Genomic DNA, 22,161 nt, shown 5'->3' on the forward strand with positions numbered 1-22,161 from the left:
GCTAATCCAAATCCTCTATGAATTCTTTCTTTAGATAATTCATTTTGTTCAATACAAAATACTCCTAGATAACGATTTAAACTATCCTCTGCTGGAAACTGTTCCTTTGCTTTTAATCGTTTTTTTAGTTGCTTATTGAAACTTTCAATTAAATTAGTCGTATAAATACTTTGACGAATTTGTTTAGGGAAGTCAAAAAAGACTAATAAATCGTCATAAACTGAATCAATACTTGCACAGACTTTAGGATAACGTTTGTGTATGTTTTCTAGAAATTCGTTTAATTTTTTCTCTGCATCTTCTTTATTGTTTGATTGATAAACTTTCTTAAGTGAATCTACTAATTCTCTTTTATCTTCAACTCTTACCTTCTTTTGTAATTGTCGGATTAAATGAACCCAACAAGTTTGATATTTTGCGTTAGGAAACACGCTTAAAAGAGCAGTCTTAACCCCACTAAGTCCATCTGTAATAAATAGTAAAACTTCTTGTAATCCTCTTTGTTTCAATGATTCCAACATTTCTTTATAGTGTTCAGCAGATTCAGTAGGATAGATTGCATAATCAAGAATTTCTTTACTGCCTTCTGGAGTAATTCCTACTAAAAAGTGAACAGCTTCCTTTTGAACAGTAGCTCTTCTTAAATGAACATACGTTGCATCAGCATAAATCACTGCATAACGAGATTGAACTTTTCTTTGATGAAATTCTTTAACAGAGTCTTCAACTTGTTTTGTAATATTTGTTACGGTAGTAGGGCTATAGTGATGACCGTAAATATCTTCGATACACTCTGCAATTTCACGGTTAGTAAAGCCTTTAGAATAAAGTTTAATAATAACCTCTTCTAATTTTTCGGAATTTCTTTTATAAGCTTTAATAATTTTTTGCTCGAATTCTCCGTTACGATCTCGTGGAATATGGATATTTAAAATACCATATTCTGAATAAATTTTACGATTATAGCCACCATTTCTTGAATTTCCGGTGTTATATCCCTCTACAGAATGTTTAGGGTAGTTTAAATGCTCTGTTAATTCAACTTGAAGTAATTGATTAATCCCATTTTCAATCGCTTCTTTTAATAAGTGATTAATATTGTCACCTTGTAATAGTCTTTTTGTCAATTCTGTGTTAAAATCCATTTAGAAGTCACTCCTTTGTTAATTTGTTTTGGTAGATTAATTATACAACTAGTGGCTTCTTTTTTTATACTCTTTTTTGTGTTTACACAAAATATTGTACACTCTCAGCCAAGCTCATACGCTTCCTAAAACATAGCTTGTGTGTGTATATATTGCTCAGTGTTTTGAATATAGCAAACTCCATTCGAATAACTTTTAGGTAAAACGTCTGAAAGTAATATGGCTTGGCAAATACCACTGTAATTACCAAAAACAAGGAAAGCCTACTTCATGCAATATGCACTAGGTAGGATTTCTTATGTTCCCGATTAAAGGCTTTCAGTCGGTTTTTAAATCCCTTACTAAATACTCCTTTAGCTACGTGCTTCTTGTTTATTTTGACAGTCAAATACCGCATGTCCTGCTAGAATTGAAGTGATTGAAAATGTTGAAATATATCTAAAATTGACTCTTCTTGATAATAAATTAAATGATAAAAAATACTTTGCTACGCTAAAGAAATATATGTGAAGATAAGGAAGTTGATTATGCAAATAGTTGAAGGGATACCAGAATATTTATATCATTACACTAGTTTAAAATCGGCAAAGCTAATTTTAATGAATAAAACTTTGAGACTAACTTCACTTGAATGTATGGATGATACAACTGAAGCAATTACTGGTGAAGGTCGTAATTTGGGGAAATTTATTTTTTCAAGCTGCTGGAGTGAGAATAGAGATAGCATACCACAATGGTCTATGTATGGAGATTCTAGCAGAGGCGTTTGCATAAAATTAAGAAGTTTTCCTTTTAAAAATAATTATGATGATTACGTTGAGCATTGCATTAATAAAGAAGATCAACCATCGGAAAAGTCAACGGATGAAACTTTTATAGTACCTGCGCAATATTCATTTCAAAATAGATTTATACTAATTCCACAATTTATTATAAGTGACAAAGATAGAGACATTCTTACCCAGCGTTTAAATGCAAAAGTAACATATACAGATGATGAATCACTTATATATCCTAAATGTTTGAGACAGGATGGTGAATTTTTTTGTTTTGATACGAATGTGTTAGGGAAATATAAAAGTACTGAGTGGAAATTCCAAAAAGAATGGAGATACTCAGTAATATATATTCCATTTGACCAAATAAAATTTTTTAGTGATAAGAAATATAGTGCTAATGTTGGTCAAGAAGTCTTTAATAACTTATTATCAAATAATCAACCTATTGTCCATTATTTAGACTTTAACATTGATGATAAATATTTTGACGATATGGAATTGATATGCGGACCAATGATGGAAGAATTTGATTATCAGGAATTAACTTATTTTGCAAAAGGTGTTAATCCAAATATACGTGTTGTTAGAAGTAAATTGTATAACAAATGGAAAAGCAAAATTTGAATCGAAGTACTTATGTTTATTGACCTTGTATTTATGTTAAAAAATAAGGATAGCGAAAATGATATTGATTCATTTAAGGAAAATTTCGCAGACCTGATTTCTTTTAAAGAAAAAGCATTATGCTTACACAACGATGATCAAGAATTTAATTATAATATTCAGAAAATAGGCGAAGGAATTAGGTTAAAAATTTTAACTATCGATAAGAGAACTACAAGAAAACAAGCAATTTCAATCGAATCTTTGAAGCGTGCTTTTATAAAAAATGATCTAAGACGCGAATATAACGTTGTTGTCATTTTTGATGGAGCTTCAGAATATTACTGCAATAACCTGTCTAAGTATATATTCACATTTGAAAGAAAATTAAGACAATTTGTATATCTTACTGTGTTAAGCGCATATGGTACAGAATGGACTAAAAAAACTTTAGTCGACGAAGAAATTAAGAACGATATTGATAAGAATGAAAGAAATAAAAATCGTCATATTGAGATGGCTTTAGACTGTTTTACTTTTCAAGATTATATTGATTATTTATTTAAGGAACAATCTATTGAAGATGCAAATGAGGTAATTAAAGATGCAAAATTAGCTTTGAAAAAGCGGGAAACTTCAAATAATATTATTAAAATATTAAATAATGGTGAGAAGATATCATTGTGGGAAAGACTTTTTAGTAAAAGAAATATAGATTTAACTAGAAATAATCTTGATGAAATTAGAAAAATAAGAAACGATGTAGTGCACAGCAAAGAAATTTCTGGTACTGAATTTTGCAAATATAGAAATCTACTTAAGCAATATATAAAGAAGTTAGATATTGCCATTGCTGATTTTGAGAACAGAAAGCATTTGAGCGTTACAGATTTAGAAAATGTTTTATCTTCGTATACTAGAATCATTCAAACGAGTGGAATCGGTGAGTATATTACTAAAGCTCTTTCGCCCGCTTTGAGTGAAATTTCAAAATCATTGCGTGAAACAATTGTAAAAAATTTTTCAGAATCAATTAAACCATTGGAAATTACTGTGCCGAATCTAAATCATATAATTCATTTTGATAATGAATCACTAAATAATGTGATAAATGAAAGAACAAGAAAAGATTTATAGACAAGATTGCAAAGTATAAAATGATAAGCTTTTTCTTAAAACCAGCATCATAAGATTATAAGCAAAAAGCATGTAAAGCGGATATGATAGATATTTTTTGAAATAGAACTAGCCAGACTAGCTTTTAATAATAACTCACACAAGCGTATAAATTAGATTTAGCATACAAAGCATATAAACAAAGTCAAAGTTGTGTAATAAAGCGATAGTTGATACTATCGCAAATAGGAGTCTTCCTGCGTTGAAAGTCGGCTTCGTGCCGTCGGTTGATTTACTCACCTTAGGCGTTGCGTGGGCTCCTTTACTTTTGCAATTTACTCTTTGGAGAATATAGCCATATATCTCGATTCACAAGGATGTTTTGATTCAAAATCAATCTAGCAAGAATCTATAAACACTGTTACTAACTCAGTCAACCAACTGAGAAAATAACAGTAATCAGCAAAACACTGTTATTAACTCAGCTAACCAATTGATAAAATAACGGTGTTTGGCTATTTCTACGTATTACTTTATGAAGCAGCCAGCTTAAAGCCTCAGCGCGCTAAACTTTTTAGCGATAGCCTTCACTAAGTATGCAAAATCGCCTGATCTGAATATCCAATCATATCTTTCTAACTTTCAAACGTGCATAGTAAGATTGTAAAATAAATTTTACTGTAAAGTAAAAAATTGCAGAGAAGGAGATTGTGTGTAATGTCTTATAAAACAGTTGATTCTTTAATGCGACATCTTAGAGATAGTGGCGTAATGATTTCTGGTAGTGTACAAAAAAGACAACTAATAAATACCGGCTATTTTCATGGATATAAAGGTTATCGTTTTTTTAGCGATACACAAAGTAGACATCAAATACCATTTTCTTCATATAGCGAAGTGTATGCAACAATAAAATACGATTCAGAGTTGAAGTCACTTTTCTATGGAAAAATTATGTTCATAGAAACAGCTGTAAAAAATATAGCGATGGAGTGCATACTTAGGAAAAGTCGTTCGGAAAGTATCCAAGCTATGTTGACCAACTCGGTTAGTGGTGCGAATAATTCTCCAAAGAATTTTACCAATGATCAAAAAAGAAAAGCTCAGCAAAAGAAATTAGATTTACAAAATTCTATTCAACGTAACCTTGCGCGTGCATATAAGAATAAAGATCCAAAAATTACGCATTTTTATGATAAATATGCAGATGTCCCAATTTGGGCATTATTCGAAATAACAATGCTTGGAGATTTTGGAAATATTTTGTCGTGCCTTACGTATGAGGTTAGAGAAGATATTTCTAAGAAAATTGGGTTGAATTTGTCATCTGATACAAATCGTGAGCTTGTTTATGAATATATTTATCTGTTAAAAGATTTAAGGAATGCAATTGCACATAATTCTGCCATTTTCGATACGCGTTTTAAAAAAGCGAAACCGTCGCGACCTATGACAGTTTGTTTGATTAATGAGATTCATTTGCCTTATGTTAATTTCAATAGTATTGGTGATTACATTGTGCTTGTGTCGTATTTTCTAAAAATTCTTCATGTTTCTAAAAGAGAAATAAAGTCTTTTATTAGTGAATATGAAAAAATAACTTCAGATTATATAAATTCTGTTTCTAAAAGTAATGTAAACGTTGTAAAAGCGGTTATTAAGAAAGATTGGAAGAAAAGGATGACAAAGTTAAAAAATTATATTTGATAATTAGCTTTTACGCACTATGAAGTATAATAGGAACGTAATCGCGGTGTGCGTTTGCGGACACACACCTGTGGGAGCTGACATAGTTTCGGCTCCCTCTTTTATTTTGAGTCGTTGAATAGAAATAGCAAATATTTAGAAATAGTTATAAACTCACTAGTAACAGCACCTCCTAAGCCTACTAGCAGTGCTCAAACCTGGGGTTCTTTTTGGTAAGCGGCTCTGCAATTTAATCATTGAATGTGCTCTAAACTTTAGCAATCGTGAGAGTCTAAGAGTTTAAAGCCATAGTATGTTAGCTAGGGAAGTGCAGTACGTTTAAGTCGATTAATATGCCTGGTAGTTCAATAATTAACGTTAAACTTCGCATTATTGAAGATTCTAAAGTTTTCGACTTTATTCGCCAAAATGTTTTTTCACGCATTACTGAAGACACTCGAGCAACATCGGCAAAATCCTTTATGCCAATCGCAGTGTGCGCTGCAGATTTGGCTGAATCTCTTGATGTTCGCGAGCGCCAAGCAGGATTAACCAAACTTGCGGAATTGATTGCTAAATATAATCACTAAACATAATCATGCAATAAAAGAATAAAAAATTATACCTTTTGCTAAAATTTAGAAACAATATTGGGGAGTTTTTTGGGGGAATTTAATGATTGGCATAAGTGTATCTACGCCTACAGTTGAAGTTTCTAAGAGTGATAAAGAAGTTAAAGCAAGCAATATTGCCGAGTTATAAAAATAGAAGATTCAATAATAGCAAAATTAAATCTGTCTATATCTTACATGCATAAATAAAGAAAAAGCCTGATTAGAACGATAATCAGGCTTTTATTTTGTTATAAAACATTTTATTACTTAGTAGTTGTATCGGATGCCATGCACATTACGTTAGCAGCTGTTCCTGTTGCGCTTTTGTGAGATATTTGCTTTCCGTCAACGCTAATGGAACATTCAACTTGATAATTATCTTGCGTTGGATTGTTGATATCAAGTTTTGGTGTAGCCATAACAGTCCAGTCTTTTTTAGCATCTTTGCCAGTTAAAACTTTTTCCCAAGTACCATTATCTGAACTCTCATTGCTACTGGAACCAGCAACTGACAAATTAATATCAGTTGGACCTGTTCCTTTTACCTGAAGTTTCATTTCTTTAGCGTTTTCATTAGCAATACCTTTTGCCATATTATCTATTTTCTTGCTTGCCTTATCTAAGCTTGATGTAGCTTTATTTAGAGAATTGCTGAAACTCGCTTGCATGCACAAAGTAATCACTATTGAAAGAATGCCAAGAACGAGTCCAGCAACTACCATTCCGCGTCCTCGTTTGCTTCCATTCTTTCCTGTTGAGTGGAACGAGCAACCAGAAAATATAATGGCTAATATTCCCAAAACAAGACATATATTATTTATAATCGGAACGAATGAAAATACTATACCTATAATTCCTAATACGAGTGCAGATACACCAAGTCCACTTAAATGTTTGTATTCAGATTGAGAATTTTGATTTGTATGAATGGTTTCATTTCCTTCAGTCATCTTTCTTCCTTACCTAGTTTGATCTAAAATATGCAAAAAATAAAAGTAAATTTACAATTGCATATGCAAGATAAATTTTATTCGTTTTTTTTTTATGCAAGTAGGCATAGAATTGTGTAAAAGATGTGTGAATTGCTTGCAAATATTTTATGCAAGAGTATACATTTGCACTCTGCTGATGTGAGCTTGCAGAAAGTATTTAGAATACAAGCTAGTCGTTAAAATGTAATCTAAATAAAGTTGAAACCACTCGTTTATGTTTAGCAGTTTGTGTTAGGTGAGTAATAAGCGTGTAGATTCTAATTTGCTTATATTTTGTTTTATACTGTATATACTACCTTACTTTGCGCCAACGCAATCTTCCGTCGTTTACTCCTTCCTTACACATCATAAGAGTTCCTCGTATAGTCACTCCTTGTTGTCCAGAAGTAGAGCAGAAGCTTCCAGGATGTACTAGAGGAAGTTGCTGTTGTTGAGGCTGTTGTTGAGGCTGCTGCTGAGGTTGTTGCTGAGGAACGGGAGCTGGTTGTGGGGTAGGTGCTGGCGCCTGCTGCTGAACTGGCGCTTGGGCAGGTTGTTGATTATCTTGCTGTTCTTCTGTGTTCCTATTTTCAGATTGCGTAGAATTTGAATTGGAATTATCTACAGATGATTTGTTTGTTGGATTCTTTTTTGTGCCTGTCTTGTTAGTGTTAGTTTGATTTTTATTGTCAGAATCCCCATTTGAAGACGACTTTGGTTTATTTTTATTATTGTCTTTGGAATCCTTGGATTTGTCATCTTTATCTTTTTGGGCAAAAATTGAATCCTTTTCAATTTCGCAAGACAAGTCGTTCTTTTTTACGGAGCAGATTTCGTCAGAGTAATGATTTATGGCAAATTCTATTTCTGCTTCATCAAACTTAAGGTCTTCAAGTTTTGACTTTGCGTCTTCTTTAGTTAAATTATTATCATCTTCTACGAGTAGCCTTAATTTTCTTACTGCCACATTGTTGAAATCGTAAGTGTCGTCCAAATAATTTATAGCAGATTCGGAATCTTTCGCAGAGCATTCGGAAGTTGTCATCTTTTTCTTAATAGCGTTCAAGGACAAAAAGTCATCGGCTACATAGTTTTTTGCTATATTTTTACATTCTGATGCACTTAACTTGGTTTTAGTGTTGTTTGGTTTATTTTGCTGAATCGAACCTATGACACCAGCTGCTAAAACGATTATTAATATAGTTAGGAGTATATGTTTAAGTTTTTTAGATTTTGGATTTTTTGGATTTTTTGGATTATTGGGCTTGTGAGACATATTACTCGGGTTCTTATCATATGATGTAGCGCTGTTATTTATAATTTGAGTTTTTTGTACGTCACTATTTTTGTCAGAAACATCATTGTTATTCATAGAATATCTTTCTCTGCTGTAAATATTTGATATATCTTATTACCGTCTTTATGAGTACTGTTACAGTTTAACCGCATTTTGCCTATTTTGTGAATAGAATTTATGTTAAATATTTTCTATTCTTCAAATTAGAAAAATTTGTAAGCTTATGAGAATTAAGCACGTATCAAAACTGTTTCATTACGCAACAATTTTGATACACTTGCTATGAATATATGACACGCCAAGCGACACGCCAAAAGACGCAAAGCTTGCATTTGAGAATATTTCGGGTATAGTAGTTACTCGTGCTTCGGGCTGGCGGTGGTCAGTGTGAGAGCATTGCGGACATAGCTTAGTTGGTAAAGCGCAACCTTGCCAAGGTTGAGACCGCGGGTTCGAGTCCCGTTGTCCGCTCTAGGTCCGGTGAGTTATTCGACCTTACGGTGGGTTAGCCAAGCGGTTAGGCAGCGGCCTGCAAAGCCGTATAGATGAGTTCGACTCTCGTACCCACCTCGATTAAGCGGGTTAGCTTAATAAACAACCTGGGCGGTTGGCGCAGTGGTAGCGCACTTCCCTGACACGGAAGGGGTCACAAGTTCGAACCTTGTATCGCCCACTCGAAAGGATTGCCTTTCACGCATAATTAAAAAAATTTTGGGTGATTGGCGCAGCGGCTAGCGCACTTCCTTCACACGGAAGGGGTCATAGGTTCGATTCCTATATCACCCACAATATTGTTCAGTTTCGCGGTATGATATACCGCATTTTTTGTATCTACTGATATTCCTCGGTATTAGTCAGCATTTTGTTAATACATTTTTCGCGTATAGGTTGATTTAAGAATAAGCGTAGCATCAAAATTAAACACTATTTTTGAGTTATGCACAAAAATAGTATTGGATAATGTAACGGTGTTGAATAGTGTAATTCACAAAATCTCGCAGTTACGCTGCTCAGTTCTACTATTTAGCTCTACTTATTACTTGATATCCGTGTTTAATTAACACAGATTCGAGTTGAGAAAGATACGCAAGCGCTGCAGGAGAAAGATTCGTGCGCTCATTCTTAATCCACCCAACAAGCATGGTTTCTTCGCAATCCAGCGGAATGGTCACGATTTTCTCGTTATTCAAGTCGCCATTGTCAATTCCAGTGCAAATCGTAAAACCATTAAGACCAATAATAAAGTTCAAAATGGTTGCGCGATCAGTAACATTAATCTTTTTAGGCGGATGTTGAGGCCATACCGCTTCCTCCGTAAAGAAGAAGCTGCCATCCTCACCCTGCTCATACTGAATAAACGGATATGGTCGCAAATCCTCCAAAGTGAGTTTTTTATGACCCGCAAGTGGATTGTTTCTAGAAATAAACACATGCAATTTAGCGCGGAAAAGTGGATGGAATTCAAGATGCTTTTCTCGAAGCATCTTTCCAATAACGTCTTTATTGTAGTCGGAAAGATAAAGCAAACCAAGGTCTGCGCGCATTGAAGTCACTTGATTAATAATATTTTTTGTACGCGTCTCCCTTAGTGAAAACTCGTACTCGTTAGAATCAATGCTGCGAATCATGTCTACAAAAGCCTCAACAGCAAACATGTAGTGCTGAGTTGCAACGCTGCAAAGCTGTTTTCTAGGCTTAGTGCTGTTGTATCGCTCTTCAAGCAAATCTGCCTGGTCTAAAACTTGTCGTGCGTATGTTAAAAACTCAGCTCCGTCAACAGTTAGAGCAATTCCTTGAGAAGACCTTGTAAAAATCTCAATTCCAAGCTCTCGTTCCAATTCTTTTACGGAAGAGCTTAACGCTGGTTGTGAAACATAAAGTTCATGCGAAGCTTCGTTCATAGATCCGCACTCTACGATTTTCACAATGTACTTTAATTGCAGCAGCGTCATTATTAAGAGCCTTCCGATTTTGGGATTTATACTTGACTATTTCCAACTATTACAACTATAACAACTATAAACTAACGCCTATAATCTTGCGATTTTGGCTTAGTGCTTATAATCTAACGCCTAGCGATGCTAAATCTTTGCGAGCTTGTTCGGTAGTAGTAAAAACAAACCCATGCATACCAACATTATGCGCGCCATCAATATTTACTGGCTTATCGTCGAAGAAAACAGTTGTTTGCGGTTTCAATCCAAATCTGCTCATAGCAAGCTCAAAAATCTCGGGCTGTGGCTTATGCAATTTTTCAACGCCAGAAATAATCGTACCTTGTAAAAGCGTGTTCAATTCTGGGAATTTACGCAATGCAAGAGGGAAAGTTTCTCTAGACCAGTTAGTCAATCCCCAAACTCCGTACCCAGCTTTGCGCAAATCGTGCAATAAATCAACTATGCCAGGCATCATTCGCGTAAGAACTTGGTCATAGTGTGCGCAATACCATTGAAAAGCGTTGCTAAGCTCCTTGCCAAAGCGCCTTTCGTATTCTGGCAAAAGGTCTTTTAGTAGTTCGCCGCCGTCCATGCGGTCTTCAAACTCATAGAATCCAGCCAAATCGTCTTTTCCAAAAGTGCCATTAGGACAAATAGTGTCTACCAAATCTGGGAATTGTTTTTGCAAGCAATTCCTGCAATTCCACTCGAGTAAGACCTTGCAATAATCAAACATTACGTCATTAATTTCAACAGATTCTACATTTTCATTTGTGTTGGTATTTGTGTTGGTATTTGTGTTGGTATTTGTGTTGGTATTTGTGTTTTTCATTTTTTCTTCTTTCACTAATTAAGATTCATTAAGAGACCAATGATATGAGGCAGCGCATCAATAATATCGCTTGCTACAATTGGGTGATCTGAAGTTGAAGCATAATTTGATTCCACTATGTCTTGCGCCAATTGAGTGTAACTGTTTTTGCTGTTGATTCTAGATGCTAATGATGCTGAAATTCCGTGGATTACAGCTGCGCTCGCTGCAATAAAAGCATAGTTTTCGTTTTCTGCGTAATTCGCGTAGTTTTCTGCACAATTTTCTTCACAGTTTTCTGCACAATTTTCATTATTCTCATTGCTTTCGCGTTGCGCTAACAATGCTCCTAGAATTCCTGCCAGTGCATCTCCTGAACCTGCAGTTGCGAGCCAAGATGGAGCGCATTTTGCAATATAAATGGGAGAGTGTAGTTCTGATGGTGATGCAACTGCTGTTGTTGCGCCTTTAACTAGCACAGTCGCTCCAGTAAGATCAGCTGCTTTTTGAGCGTAGTGTGTTGGATTGCTAGATATTTGTTGTGCGCTTATATTCAAGTCGTATCTAGTAAAAAGTGAGCTTAATTCTCCTGCGTGTGGAGTGAGAACTACTTTTGTACAAACCTGTTTTGGTAGTAAATCTAACGCTCCAGCATCTACGCATATTGGTGGAAGACTATCTTTTCGACTTATTGATTGTTCTTTCGAATTGTTATTTTCTTTCGCGTATTGCGCAAGAATACTCGCAATATATTTTCTTTGATTTGCACTAGTTTCAGTATTGCAATGATCCGCATCTGGTATTCCAGATCCAACTGTTATAGCGTCGATTTTTCCGTTCAATTGTTCTGAGGCTACTACTTCTGGAGATGTTTGTAATACTAAGTTTTGTGCACGAAGAGGGCCGGCATAACGAACCATTCCAATATTTGCGTGTGCCGCAGCACTTGCGCTTAATATTGCAGCTCCAGGATACTCGTTAGAACCTGTGACTAATCCAAGAACCCCACGCGAATACTTATTGTAAAAAGGCTTGGGCTTTTTTAGACATTTGCTTACATCTTTTGCTTCTATGTTTAGAAGTTCACTCATGCTTACGATTGTAGTGAATATCTGGGATTGTTATTTGTGGTTTTGTTATTTTGTCACATTGCATTCGCTATATACACCATTTATTTATATAACGCAAGAAAAATCGCAATTATATCAGACAAAAAATTTGCGACACGCCACTTTTGAAAAAATATAATAAATTTTCAAAATTTCATTGACCATCCATCATATTTTTTCTATGCTTTTAAACGTTATTGCTAACGATAATCTTTCCTAATTAAAAATAATGGAGAAAGTGAAAACGCTTTTTAAACAGATTACAAGACTTGCAATAATGTGAATTCATAGATTCCGGAAAGGAAAATAGTGAAAACTGCACGAATTTTTGCCACCGCAGCCACCGCCGCTTTGCTAACTGTTGGCTTGTGCGCATGTGGATCAACAGCTAAGACAGCGGATCAAAAGACCAACGGCAATCAAGTAAACGTAGTTGCAACCACCACTCAAATCTGCGATTATGTAACTCAAATCGCATCCACTGCAGATGCAAAATCTGGATTAAGCCTTAATAAAACCGATTCTCAAGGCAAAAAGTCTGTGATTGGCGCGCCTCAAGACAAAGCAAAGTCAACAATCAACCTTACATGCTTACTCGCGCCAAACGCGTCTGCACACGAGCATGAGATGACTCCAGTGCAATCCAAAGCGCTTTCTAAAGCAGATTTAATGCTTGTTTCTGGAGTAGATCTTGAGCACTTCTTAGATCAGGCTGTAAAAGCTACTGGATTTAAGGGCACAATGGGTGTAACTTCGGGCATTCTTACCGCAGACGAAATCAAGGATTCAAAGGCAGAAGCTGCTAAAGAAAAGAATCTTCCTTACAAGATTGACCGCGGTGTTGAAAAGGTTCATGCTGAAAAATGGCCATTCCCACCAGAAGAAGGCGAGAAAGAGCCAGAATTCCAGTATGATCCACATATTTGGACCAGCACTAAGAACACTATGATTCAAGTCAAGAATATTGGTAACTTCCTTGGAAAGGCTCTTCCAGAAAGCAAGTCAATCTTCGACGAACATGTTGAAAAGTTTGTTAAGTCGCTTACTGATTTGGACTCTTGGGCTACGGAAGCTTTGAACAGCGTGCCGCAGGAACATCGCGTTCTATTTACTTCGCACGACGCATTCGGATACTTCTCTCGCGACTACAATGTTAAGTTTATTGGCGCAGCGCTTTCTGACTTCAACAGTCAGCAAGACGCGACCGCAGACCATATTAAGGAGGCTGCAGAAGCTGTTAAAAAGTCTGGTGCTGTAGCAATCTTCGCCGAAAATTCCAACAATTCCAAGTCTATTAAGGCTGTGGCTGCTGCTGCAGGCGTAAAGGCGATTATTGGCGACGATGCGCTTTACGGAGATTCCCTTGGTCCTGTTGGCTCTGCTGGCGAGACTTATATTGGTTCCATTGTTCACAATGTTCAGACTCTTGTTAAGGCTTGGGATGGCAAAGTTCCAGACCTTCCAGAATCTGTAAAAACTGCTTTGAAAAAGTAGTTAATAGGTAGCTACATAAGTAGCTGAAAATAATAAATCACTACAAAAGTAGTTACAAGAAGGTTAATTTATAGTGAATAAGAGCGTCCTAGCAATGAAAGATTGCGACCTAGCATACGGTTATAAAACTGTTGTGACTGGGCTTAACGGAAGTGTAGAAGCTGGAGAGGCTTTAGCTTTAATAGGACCTAATGGTTCTGGAAAAACAACGTTTTTGCAGGCGATTATTGGTATTGTGCGCGTAAGCCATGGAAGCTTAACAATGCCAAAAACGGTTTCTATAGGCTACGTTCCTCAACAAGTTGATTTGGATTTGACTTTTCCAATCACCGCTCGTCAGGTTGTAGCAATGGGCTTAAGCAGGCAAACTGGATTCCTGGGTTTGCTTAAAAAAAGCCAGAAAAAATCTGTTGAGGACGCTCTTAATCATGTTGGTTTGCTCAATAGAGCAGATGTGCGATTTGGCGATCTTTCTGGAGGTCAGCGCCAGCGAATATTGCTTGCTAGAGCTATTGTTGCGCGTCCTACGTTAATTCTTTTAGACGAGCCTTTTAACGGATTAGACGAGCCGAATCGAAAAGAATTGCTAAACATTATGAAGTCCGCAAAAGAAGATGGGATTTCGTTTGTTGTCTCTACTCACGACTTGGTAATCGCAGACGCTATTTGCGAAAAAGCCTTGCTTTTGGCTGGTCATCAAGTAGCTTTTGGACCACTTAGAAAAGTTATGACTAAAGAAAACATATCTTTGGCTTATGGCGGAAGTATGCCAGCTGCAAGTGCGGGTATTACTTTGAATCAATTAGCAGACAAAGATGCTTCGTTAAATGCTTCGTTAAATGCGTCTTTAGGAGACGAATCCAATGCTAGCTGAATTGGTTGAGTCCTTGCGCAAAATCCTCGAGCCTATACCAGGATTTGATTTTATTGCGTCCGCTCCCTACATTTTCAGACCTTTCTGTCTTCTTATTGTTCTTGCGATTGCCAGCGGAATAGTTGGCGTGTTTGTTAACTTAAGATGCGCCGAGTTTAATGCGGAGGCTTTGGTTCACGGAATTTTCCCTGGAATCGTAGTCGGAGCGTTATATGGCGGAATTGGGCAAATTATTCCAGGAGCTTCGATTTGCGCGATTTTTTTGGTCGCAGCTCTTGTGTGGGCATCTAGGTCTCAAAAAATCAACGAGTCGATAATAGCAACAGTTTTAACAACATTTTTTGCGCTTGGAATCGTAATATCTCTTAAAAAAGGAGATATGTCTGGCCAGCTAGAAGCGCTTATGTTTGGACGTTTGCTAGATGTTACAGACGATAGAATGACTCAAGCAATGTTTATTTGTTTATTTGCAATCGCATTGCTTGTTCTAACTTGGAAGAAGCAGATTGTTGTTGCGTTTGACCGCGCTAGTGCTACTTTAATGGGTGTTAATACTTTATTTGTAGATATTGTTTTAAACGTTGGAATTGCAGCTGTTGTAGTTTCTGCTTCTTCGGCTGTTGGTGTACTTCTTGTTATCGGTTATCTTGTGATTCCTGGAGCTAGCGCAAGATTGGTTGCGCGTACCGTTGGACGCATGATAGCTGTTGGTATTGCTGTTGGTATTGCTGGCGTTTTATTAGGCATGTACGCTATGAACTTGGAGCTTGATCACCCAGTTTCTCCGCAAGCTGCAGTGGCACTAAGTATTTGCGCAATGTTCGTAGTCGTTTTGATTTTAAGATTCTTATACAGAGTTACATACGCACTAGTGTTTTCTAAAAAGAAAAAGTCTAGCGCAATAGAGGCTGGTGGAAAGTAATAATGGTAAGTATTTGGCAAATTATCGCTCTTCCGATTGTAGAAGCAATCGCTGTTGGAGCATTGTGCGGTTTTGTTGGATCCTTGGCTTTGCTTAATCAGCGTATTTTCTTCACCGAGTCTATAACTCATGCTGCTTTTCCAGGTGCTGTTATTGGAGTTGTAGTCACATCTGTTTATACGATTGACCAAAACGTTTTATCTATTGGTCTTTTTATTGGTGCTGCTTTGGCTTGTATTGTTTTGTCTTTTATGATGCATGTGCTTTCTAAACTAAAGGGCATATCTTCTCAAGCTTCTGCTGGAATAACTCTTACTGTTGGTTTTGCTAGCGGCTACTTTTTAAATAAATGGTTTGCTCCTCTTCCATTGCGCATTGAAGGATTTTTAACAGGGTCATTGCTTAATTGCACTCCTGCAGACGTGATTTTTGCGATTATTGCATTCGCTCTTGCGCTAGGATTGTGGAGTTTTAATAGTGCTAATTTGATTCACTGCTCTTTTGACTCCACTAATTACCGAGCATTAGGAGGCAGAAGCGGATTAATGCAAGGAATTGTTCTTGCGCTAATAATAATTACGGTTTCGGTGATTATTCCAGCTGTTGGAACTGTTGTTTCGGTATCTTTAATCGCAGCTCCTGCAGCAGCACTTAAGAGCAGAATGCGTTCCATTAATAAATTTGTGTTTGCGTGCGTATTGTCTTCTATTTTTATAGCGCTTTTAGGACTTGCCTTAGCAGTGATTTTAAGACTTTCTGCTGGTGGAACTATCGCGATTTGCGCTGGCTGCTTCTTTTTAGTTGTAAAGCTTAGTGAAAGCATCTTTTTGAAAATTCATGAGATTTATTCTGGTTTCTGCAAAAAATCGTGTTTAAAAAGTCGCTCTGTTGTTCTAGAGTAACAGAGAATTGCGCGTGAAAAATGCGTGCGATTGACGTCGTTTTTGCGCGTTTTATTTATGTTTTAATCGCGTAAGTTTATCGACGCCACACAAGTCCAGGTCTGCACATTAGTAACGCAAGACCCCGATAGAAAAGGACAATTATGGCTGAAAATACCATCTCCATCACCGTAAACGAGGAACGCAAGGAGGTGGATGCAAGCTTCACTGGCGTTGAACTTTTCGCGGAAGATAAGAATATTATTGCCGTGCGTTTAAATGGCGAGTTGCGTGATTTGTACACGCCTCTTCATAACGGCGATACCGTGGAATCAGTAGCCCTTGATAGTGAAGATGGCATCGCAATCATGCGTCATTCCGCTACTCACGTGATGGCTCAAGCTGTTCAAGAAATTCGACCAGACGCAAAGTTGGGCGTAGGTCCTGTAATTAAAGACGGCTTCTATTATGATTTCGATGTTGATACTCCATTTACGCCAGACGATTTGAAGCAAATCGAAAAGCATATGCAGCGCATTATTAAAGAGTCTCAAAGCTTCCGTCGTCGCGTTGTAACAGAGGATGAAGCGCGCGCTGAAGAAGCAAATCAACCTTATAAGTTGGAGTTGATTGGGGATAAGGAAGCTGCTCTTGATCCGGCTGCTGCTGGCGAAATCAGCAAGCATGAGCTTAGCATGTACGACAATTTGGATCGCGAAGGCAATAAGGTCTGGAGCGATTTGTGCCGCGGCCCTCATTTACCAAATACGCGTTATATTAAGGCTTTTAAGCTTGAACGTGTAGCTGCAGCTTACTGGCGTGGTTCGGAGCATAATCCTATGCTTCAGCGCATTTACGGAACTGCATGGCCTAGCAAGGAAGAGCTTAAAGCTTACACAACTCGCATGGAAGAGGCTGCTAAGCGCGATCATCGTAAGCTTGGCCAAGAAATGGATTTGTTCTCATTCCCAGACGAGATTGGTCCAGGCTTGGCAGTGTTCCATCCAAAGGGTGCTGCAATTATTAACGCAATGGAAGATTATTCCCGCGAACAGCATAGAAAGCATCACTACAGCTTCGTACAAACTCCTCACATTACTAAGGGCGGCTTGTATGAGACTTCTGGCCACTTGCAGTGGTACAAGGATGGCATGTATCCTCCAATGAAGCTTGACGAAGAGCGCGACGAAAACGGCAACGTAACTCGCCAAGGTGCTGACTACTACTTGAAGCCAATGAATTGCCCAATGCATAACTTGATCTTCAAGTCTCGCCAGCGTTCTTATCGCGAGCTTCCTTTGCGCTTGTTTGAGTTTGGTACCGTGTATCGCTACGAAAAGTCTGGCGTTGTGCATGGCTTGACTCGTGTTCGTGGATTGACTCAGGATGATTCGCATATTTACTGCACTCGCGAGCAGATGCGCGATGAGTTGAAGAGCTTGCTTAACTTTGTGCTTGGTCTTCTTAAAGATTTCGGTTTGAACGACTTCTACTTGGAGCTTTCCACTAAGGATGAGCACAAGTTTGTTGGTTCCGACGAGATTTGGGAAGAAGCGACAAACACTTTGGCAGAAGTTGCTAAAGATTCTGGTTTGGAACTCGTGGACGATCCAGGTGGAGCTGCATTCTACGGACCTAAGATTTCTGTTCAAGCTCGCGATGCAATCGGCCGCACTTGGCAGGTTTCTACTATTCAGCTCGATTTCAACTTGCCTGAGCGCTTTAAGTTGGAATACATTGCGGCTGACGGTAGCCACCAGCGTCCTGTGATGATTCACCGCGCGCTCTTCGGCTCTATTGAGCGCTTCTTTGCTATTTTGCTTGAGCATTATGCAGGCGCATTCCCAGCATGGTTGGCTCCAGTTCAAGTAACTGGCGTTCCTGTTGCAGACGAATTCGCTCCACACTTGCAAAAGTTGATTAGCGATTTGGAAGAGAATATGGTTCGTTGCGAAATGGACAGCTCTGACGATCGCTTTGGCAAGAAGATTCGTAACGCTTCTAAGTCTAAGGTGCCTTTCACTTTGATTGCTGGCGAAGAGGATGTGAACAACAATGCTGTGAGCTTCCGCTTCCGCGATGGTAGCCAATTGAATGGTGTTCCTGTTGAGCAAGCTAAAGAGTGGATTTTGTCCATTATTAAGCAGCGTGTTCAGGTGAATACTGCAGAAGATTTCGAGCGCTACACTAAGTAGATTACGCGAAACATAAACCCGCACTTCTTAACGTTGTGCGGGTTTGTTTTTATTATATTAATTTTTTGGCCTATAACCCGAATCTTGAAACTCTTCGACTTAATAAAGACGTTGTAAGTGATATATCGGGTTTAATGTTGTAAGTGATATATCGGGTTTAAAAAATTTAATAAAAGATACTTACTTCGGTTCAATGCAAGGCGCTGCTAGTCGTCGATTGAGAGATCCAACCTTTTATGTTGGAGATAATATTAGAAAAATATTTGTTCGATACGAGTTATAGAAAATAATGGTGGAATTTTAGAAAACAAAGTGAAAAATAGCCTACCAAGGGGAAATGTTACAACAAGAAGGTATTGGATTAATATATAGGAAAAAGATTAAAAACAGCGAATGTGAATGTGAGAATACAAGAAAATATTAAGCAGCAGGCGGAGAAGATTTTGGAAACTATTGGAATTCCTAGGGCTACTGCTATTGATATGTTTTACCGTCAAATCATTCTTAATAAGGGTATTCCGTTTTCGCTTACTATTCCGAAGTCACTTCCGGCACAAGATGATATGGATGAGAAAACGTTTAACGCGTTGATGGCTAAAGCTGATTATGTGGGTGTATTTTAGGCTTTGTGCTTTTTGTTTCTTCTTCGTAAAAACTCTTTAACAATGATTGGAATTATAGTTGGGATACATTCAAGAGTTAAAAAATATGTAATGTACCAGTTCATGAACCAGTCAATCCAGTTAATATCTAATTGTTGAGGAGATGCTTGTAATATAAACAAATCAATAGCAGGGGCGATGAGCGCGATAGTGATAGTTTTATAAACTCCTAAGTTTTCGAGTGTTTTTTGATTGACGATGATTGAGTAAAGTACAAGTCTTGTTAAACCAAATACGTGAGCTATAACAATGAGTAAAAAGGGTGAGTCATAAACAATTTCCCAACTGAGTGATTTAAGAGAGTTAATAATAAGACCTAAAAGAGGGAGTAATAATGAAAAAAGGAATAATCGTATAGCCTGATACACGGATTTCTTCATTACAACCTCCTTAATTTATATAGTCAAGTGGATGACTACTGTCATAGACAGACTATTTTTCACTCATTTTACGTTAATTTATCTTACTTGGAAAGTTGGGATAATCATATCCGATTAAAATCTGGCGGTCATTGGCAGACGGGGTTTAAGGAGATTGGGTAAATACTGTACCGTTTTCACTAAGGCAGCGTAGGTGTGATAAGCGAGATTTTGTTTGCTTTTATGAGTATGACATAAAGTTTAGAGAAATTTTGACGATTTGATGTGTTATAAGTATCGGTTTGTACATAAGTAACGTCTTTAATATATTTAATATTGCGTATCGAATATGCTTTCTTATATGGATGAGAAAACGTTGTGTTGATGAGAGTAGAAAAGAAGTTCAAATACCCGCGATTATTTACGCTAGAAGAGAACAGGCTAAGCGACTGGAACAATTAGAACAATTATCAATTGTAAGTGCAATATAGGAAACAGAATGTAGGAACAGAAAAATGTCAGATTCGTCGACGAAAGAGAAAGAAAAGCAGGAACATACTCTTACAGATGAGAAAAATCCTCTATATTGTGAATCACATGAGCAAATATGTGAAAACCTTCACAGTGCAAATAAGGGATTATCCAAGTATAAGGTTTTGCAGCCGAGTGCGGAAATCTTTTCCATCTTAATGATTATTAGAACTGTTTTTATGGCGTCCAATAAGCTACAGCTTTTTGGATGGATCACTTATTGTTTTGCAATTCTGCTTCTTGTTGTAGTGTCTCTTATTTGGGTTATTTGTGTTATTTGGCATCGCAATCTACACAGCCGTTTTAGGAGTGCAAATGTAGAGCGCAATAAATCTTTTCTTAGCTATGGCAAGCAACGGGGAAAGGGTAGAATCTCGCTGATTCTTTGTTGCTTTTTTGTGTTAAGTGGTATTCTAACTGCATTCTTTGGAATAACTGCGGTACGTCTTCCAAATCAGTGGCTTTTGCAGACTTGGGTATATGTTATATGCGCGGCAATGCCAGTTGTTTGGATGATTACGATTTCTCTTGTATGTGTCTTCTATAATCTCTATCTTATTTCGCGTGTACGGAAGATATGTATAAGAATTGTACTTCGTTGTCTATCTGTTCTGCTTTGTGTATTGATTATCTTAGGTCTTGGATTTTTTGACGTTTTGTTTATTGTTGATAGATATTCTGTGAAACAAAATGATAATGGTACGTACACAGAGCACGTGGACGATATGTATGCTCCTTTTGAGTATTATCTTTATAAGTCTGAAGGCCCATTTTTCCTTAAGTATCTTCGACCAATGAAAGATTCAACTGATACTGATCCAAAAATAAGTGAATCTGAGTGGTATCGCAGAATTGATCGTAATAACAGGAAAGATACAAGATTAAAGGTTGAAGAGACAGAGAAAAATTCCGATTTGCATGATGCCGCTGCGCGTGATTTAGCATTAGAGAAGGAAAGAAATGCAGCGCTTAAGATATTTGATAAGTATTTTGCTGCGGAAGGCTTTGCGTTCAAGGAGAACTATACTTCCAAGGGAGATATGTACTTTGTTTTGAATGAAAGCCGTTCTGACATTACCTATCTGCAGTATAACAGGAACTCTCAGGATGGAAAATGTGGTCTTTATATTCTGTTTAAGGCTTCAAAATCTTCAAATGGAAGCTGGTCGCCAAGTGATGCTCATATGCAGAACACCTACACGTATGAATATAGCACTGGACTAATTACAAAGAGCAAGGCAGAGTGGTAGTAGGGCAGAGTGGTTGGATGCAAGAATCGAAGCGTGTCGGAAGATTGCTAGATAGTAGCATCCATAGTTGTGTGCTCTAGTTGCTTATATTTTGGGGAACAAATCGGTGTAAAAATTGTAAAAAAGTTCCCTACATTATTTGATTTCTCATGGTAGTGGCTTGTTGGTTATTCCAGAAAATAAGGTTTCTGAGTTTAAGAAGTTGCTTTTTGAGTATTATGAGGGTGAAGATTTGCATGTGATTGCTTTGTTTATGAGGGAATATTGTTGGAGGCATTAAACGCGCGTGATTATGTTGGTTCTTCTGGTTTTGTGAACCTTGCTGTTTATGAAAGAGTATAGTTTGCTAGTAGATGAAGAGATTAGTGTCGATAGTCTAGACAAATTAATAAAAAAAATAGGATATTTATTAAGATTATTACAGTAATCAGATTGAATGGGAGATCTTGTTTACTTAATAGTCTGTTTTATATCATTTGATACAAAGTTGTGTTAATGAAAAGGAGGATAGTAGTGTTATGAGGAGTAAAACTATTTTTTGTAAAAACATTTTTCAAAGTTGTCTTGTTATGCTTCTGCTGCTAGGCTCTCTCTTCTCTCTTTCTGCATGTGCTGATGATGAGGAGAAGGCGGAGCTTGCGTCGTATCATTGGGAAACGGTAGCGGTGTCTCGGGAAGAATATCGCCTACCAGACGATTACATGAATAAGGATGAGTTGTATCTCTTTGTGTCACGAGATATTCTGGATTCTCATTATGATTTGTCTAAAGTCACTCTTGGAGATAAGCGTATTAAACTAGTTGACTCACAGTTTAATTTACCTGGTCCAGGGCTTAAAGCTTTATTTTTAGTTGGTAAATTTGATTTAAAAGACAAGCCAAGCTCTAATGTTCTTAAAGTACCAGGGATTAATAAAATAGGTAA

General features: G+C 37.2%; 19 protein-coding genes, 4 tRNA genes and 2 pseudogenes. 18 read left to right on the forward strand and 7 right to left on the reverse strand.

Going from position 1 to position 22,161, the window contains the following annotated elements; all coding sequences use genetic code 11:
* A partial coding sequence (locus ACJV45_RS06815; RefSeq protein WP_419397946.1) for an IS256 family transposase occupies positions 1-1,145 on the reverse strand: 1,145 nt, incomplete at its 3' end.
* A 527-nt stretch (positions 1,146-1,672) separates the two neighbouring features.
* Here ACJV45_RS06815 and ACJV45_RS06820 point away from each other — a divergent pair.
* From ACJV45_RS06820 to ACJV45_RS06835, 4 genes are all read left to right on the forward strand, one after another.
* Positions 1,673-2,548 carry a DUF2971 domain-containing protein gene (locus ACJV45_RS06820; protein WP_116437168.1) on the forward strand — a complete coding sequence of 292 codons (876 nt, stop codon included), beginning with the start codon at positions 1,673-1,675 and terminating at the stop codon, positions 2,546-2,548.
* A gap of 12 nt (positions 2,549-2,560) precedes the next feature.
* Entirely contained in the window at positions 2,561-3,664 is a 1,104-nt protein-coding gene (locus ACJV45_RS06825) for a hypothetical protein (RefSeq protein ID WP_116437167.1), read from the forward strand.
* Between the two features lie 696 nt (positions 3,665-4,360).
* A complete protein-coding gene (locus ACJV45_RS06830) occupies positions 4,361-5,350 on the forward strand; it encodes an Abi family protein (RefSeq protein WP_419397947.1) in 990 nt (329 codons plus the stop codon).
* A 332-nt stretch (positions 5,351-5,682) separates the two neighbouring features.
* Complete coding sequence (locus ACJV45_RS06835) at positions 5,683-5,919, forward strand: hypothetical protein (RefSeq protein ID WP_419397948.1); 237 nt, start codon at positions 5,683-5,685, stop codon at positions 5,917-5,919.
* 287 nt (positions 5,920-6,206) lie between these two features.
* Here ACJV45_RS06835 and ACJV45_RS06840 read toward each other — a convergent pair whose 3' ends face one another.
* Entirely contained in the window at positions 6,207-6,893 is a 687-nt protein-coding gene (locus ACJV45_RS06840) for a DUF4190 domain-containing protein (protein ID WP_116437164.1), read from the reverse strand.
* A gap of 334 nt (positions 6,894-7,227) precedes the next feature.
* The gene (locus tag ACJV45_RS06845) at positions 7,228-8,286 is read right to left on the reverse strand and encodes a hypothetical protein (protein WP_419397949.1); all 1,059 of its coding nucleotides are present in this window, start codon (positions 8,284-8,286) and stop codon (positions 7,228-7,230) included.
* A gap of 323 nt (positions 8,287-8,609) precedes the next feature.
* On the opposite strand from ACJV45_RS06845, the gene ACJV45_RS06850 reads away from it, so the two are divergent.
* From ACJV45_RS06850 to ACJV45_RS06865, 4 genes are all read left to right on the forward strand, one after another.
* A tRNA-Gly gene (locus tag ACJV45_RS06850) sits at positions 8,610-8,682 on the forward strand.
* Positions 8,683-8,710: 28 nt separating this feature from the next.
* Positions 8,711-8,781: transfer RNA gene (locus ACJV45_RS06855), tRNA-Cys, on the forward strand.
* Positions 8,782-8,812: 31 nt separating this feature from the next.
* Positions 8,813-8,884 (forward strand) — tRNA-Val (locus ACJV45_RS06860).
* Between the two features lie 40 nt (positions 8,885-8,924).
* Positions 8,925-8,997 (forward strand) — tRNA-Val (locus tag ACJV45_RS06865).
* Positions 8,998-9,230: 233 nt separating this feature from the next.
* Here ACJV45_RS06865 and ACJV45_RS06870 read toward each other — a convergent pair.
* From ACJV45_RS06870 to ACJV45_RS06880, 3 genes are all read right to left on the reverse strand, one after another.
* Entirely contained in the window at positions 9,231-10,163 is a 933-nt protein-coding gene (locus ACJV45_RS06870; RefSeq protein ID WP_116772907.1) for a LysR family transcriptional regulator, read from the reverse strand.
* A 106-nt stretch (positions 10,164-10,269) separates the two neighbouring features.
* Positions 10,270-10,995 (reverse strand): HAD family hydrolase, encoded by a 726-nt coding sequence (locus tag ACJV45_RS06875; RefSeq protein WP_419397950.1) that lies wholly within the window; start codon positions 10,993-10,995, stop codon positions 10,270-10,272.
* Entirely contained in the window at positions 10,995-12,050 is a 1,056-nt protein-coding gene (locus ACJV45_RS06880) for an ADP-dependent NAD(P)H-hydrate dehydratase (protein ID WP_415684052.1), read from the reverse strand. The genes ACJV45_RS06875 and ACJV45_RS06880 overlap by 1 nt, the downstream gene beginning before the upstream one ends.
* Before the next feature lie 327 nt (positions 12,051-12,377).
* On the opposite strand from ACJV45_RS06880, the gene ACJV45_RS06885 reads away from it, so the two are divergent.
* The 7 genes and pseudogenes from ACJV45_RS06885 (at position 12,378) to ACJV45_RS06915 (ending at position 19,057) form a co-directional block, all read left to right on the forward strand.
* Positions 12,378-13,562, forward strand: a complete 1,185-nt coding sequence (locus ACJV45_RS06885) for a metal ABC transporter solute-binding protein, Zn/Mn family (RefSeq protein WP_419397951.1) — start codon at positions 12,378-12,380, stop codon at positions 13,560-13,562.
* Positions 13,563-13,656: 94 nt separating this feature from the next.
* On the forward strand, positions 13,657-14,436 hold the full coding sequence (locus tag ACJV45_RS06890; protein WP_419397952.1) for a metal ABC transporter ATP-binding protein: 780 nt from the start codon (positions 13,657-13,659) through the stop codon (positions 14,434-14,436).
* Entirely contained in the window at positions 14,426-15,358 is a 933-nt protein-coding gene (locus ACJV45_RS06895; protein WP_419397953.1) for a metal ABC transporter permease, read from the forward strand. The genes ACJV45_RS06890 and ACJV45_RS06895 overlap by 11 nt, the downstream gene beginning before the upstream one ends.
* Before the next feature lie 2 nt (positions 15,359-15,360).
* Positions 15,361-16,260 (forward strand): metal ABC transporter permease, encoded by a 900-nt coding sequence (locus ACJV45_RS06900; protein ID WP_016810875.1) that lies wholly within the window; start codon positions 15,361-15,363, stop codon positions 16,258-16,260.
* A 143-nt stretch (positions 16,261-16,403) separates the two neighbouring features.
* Positions 16,404-18,434 (forward strand): threonine--tRNA ligase, encoded by a 2,031-nt coding sequence (thrS, locus tag ACJV45_RS06905; protein WP_419397954.1) that lies wholly within the window; start codon positions 16,404-16,406, stop codon positions 18,432-18,434.
* A 258-nt stretch (positions 18,435-18,692) separates the two neighbouring features.
* Positions 18,693-18,806: pseudogene (locus ACJV45_RS06910) on the forward strand (GNAT family N-acetyltransferase); the annotation flags it as partial.
* Positions 18,803-19,057, forward strand: a complete 255-nt coding sequence (locus ACJV45_RS06915) for a type II toxin-antitoxin system RelB/DinJ family antitoxin (RefSeq protein WP_415684261.1) — start codon at positions 18,803-18,805, stop codon at positions 19,055-19,057. The pseudogene ACJV45_RS06910 and the gene ACJV45_RS06915, both read left to right, overlap by 4 nt.
* On the opposite strand, the gene ACJV45_RS06920 is transcribed toward ACJV45_RS06915, so the two are convergent.
* Complete coding sequence (locus tag ACJV45_RS06920; RefSeq protein ID WP_004117500.1) at positions 19,054-19,476, reverse strand: hypothetical protein; 423 nt, start codon at positions 19,474-19,476, stop codon at positions 19,054-19,056. The genes ACJV45_RS06915 and ACJV45_RS06920 overlap by 4 nt on opposite strands.
* Positions 19,477-19,970: 494 nt before the next feature.
* Between ACJV45_RS06920 and ACJV45_RS06925 the strand changes: the two genes are divergently transcribed.
* From ACJV45_RS06925 to ACJV45_RS06935, 3 genes and pseudogenes are all read left to right on the forward strand, one after another.
* On the forward strand, positions 19,971-21,236 hold the full coding sequence (locus tag ACJV45_RS06925; RefSeq protein WP_419397955.1) for an MFS transporter: 1,266 nt from the start codon (positions 19,971-19,973) through the stop codon (positions 21,234-21,236).
* A 139-nt stretch (positions 21,237-21,375) separates the two neighbouring features.
* Entirely contained in the window at positions 21,376-21,516 is a 141-nt protein-coding gene (locus ACJV45_RS06930; protein ID WP_419397956.1) for a hypothetical protein, read from the forward strand.
* A 238-nt stretch (positions 21,517-21,754) separates the two neighbouring features.
* A pseudogene (locus tag ACJV45_RS06935) lies at positions 21,755-22,161 on the forward strand (hypothetical protein); the annotation flags it as partial.

Origin of the sequence: Gardnerella lacydonensis, from assembly GCF_048545055.1 — a bacterium.
GTDB classification, from domain to species: domain Bacteria; phylum Actinomycetota; class Actinomycetes; order Actinomycetales; family Bifidobacteriaceae; genus Bifidobacterium; species Bifidobacterium vaginale_C.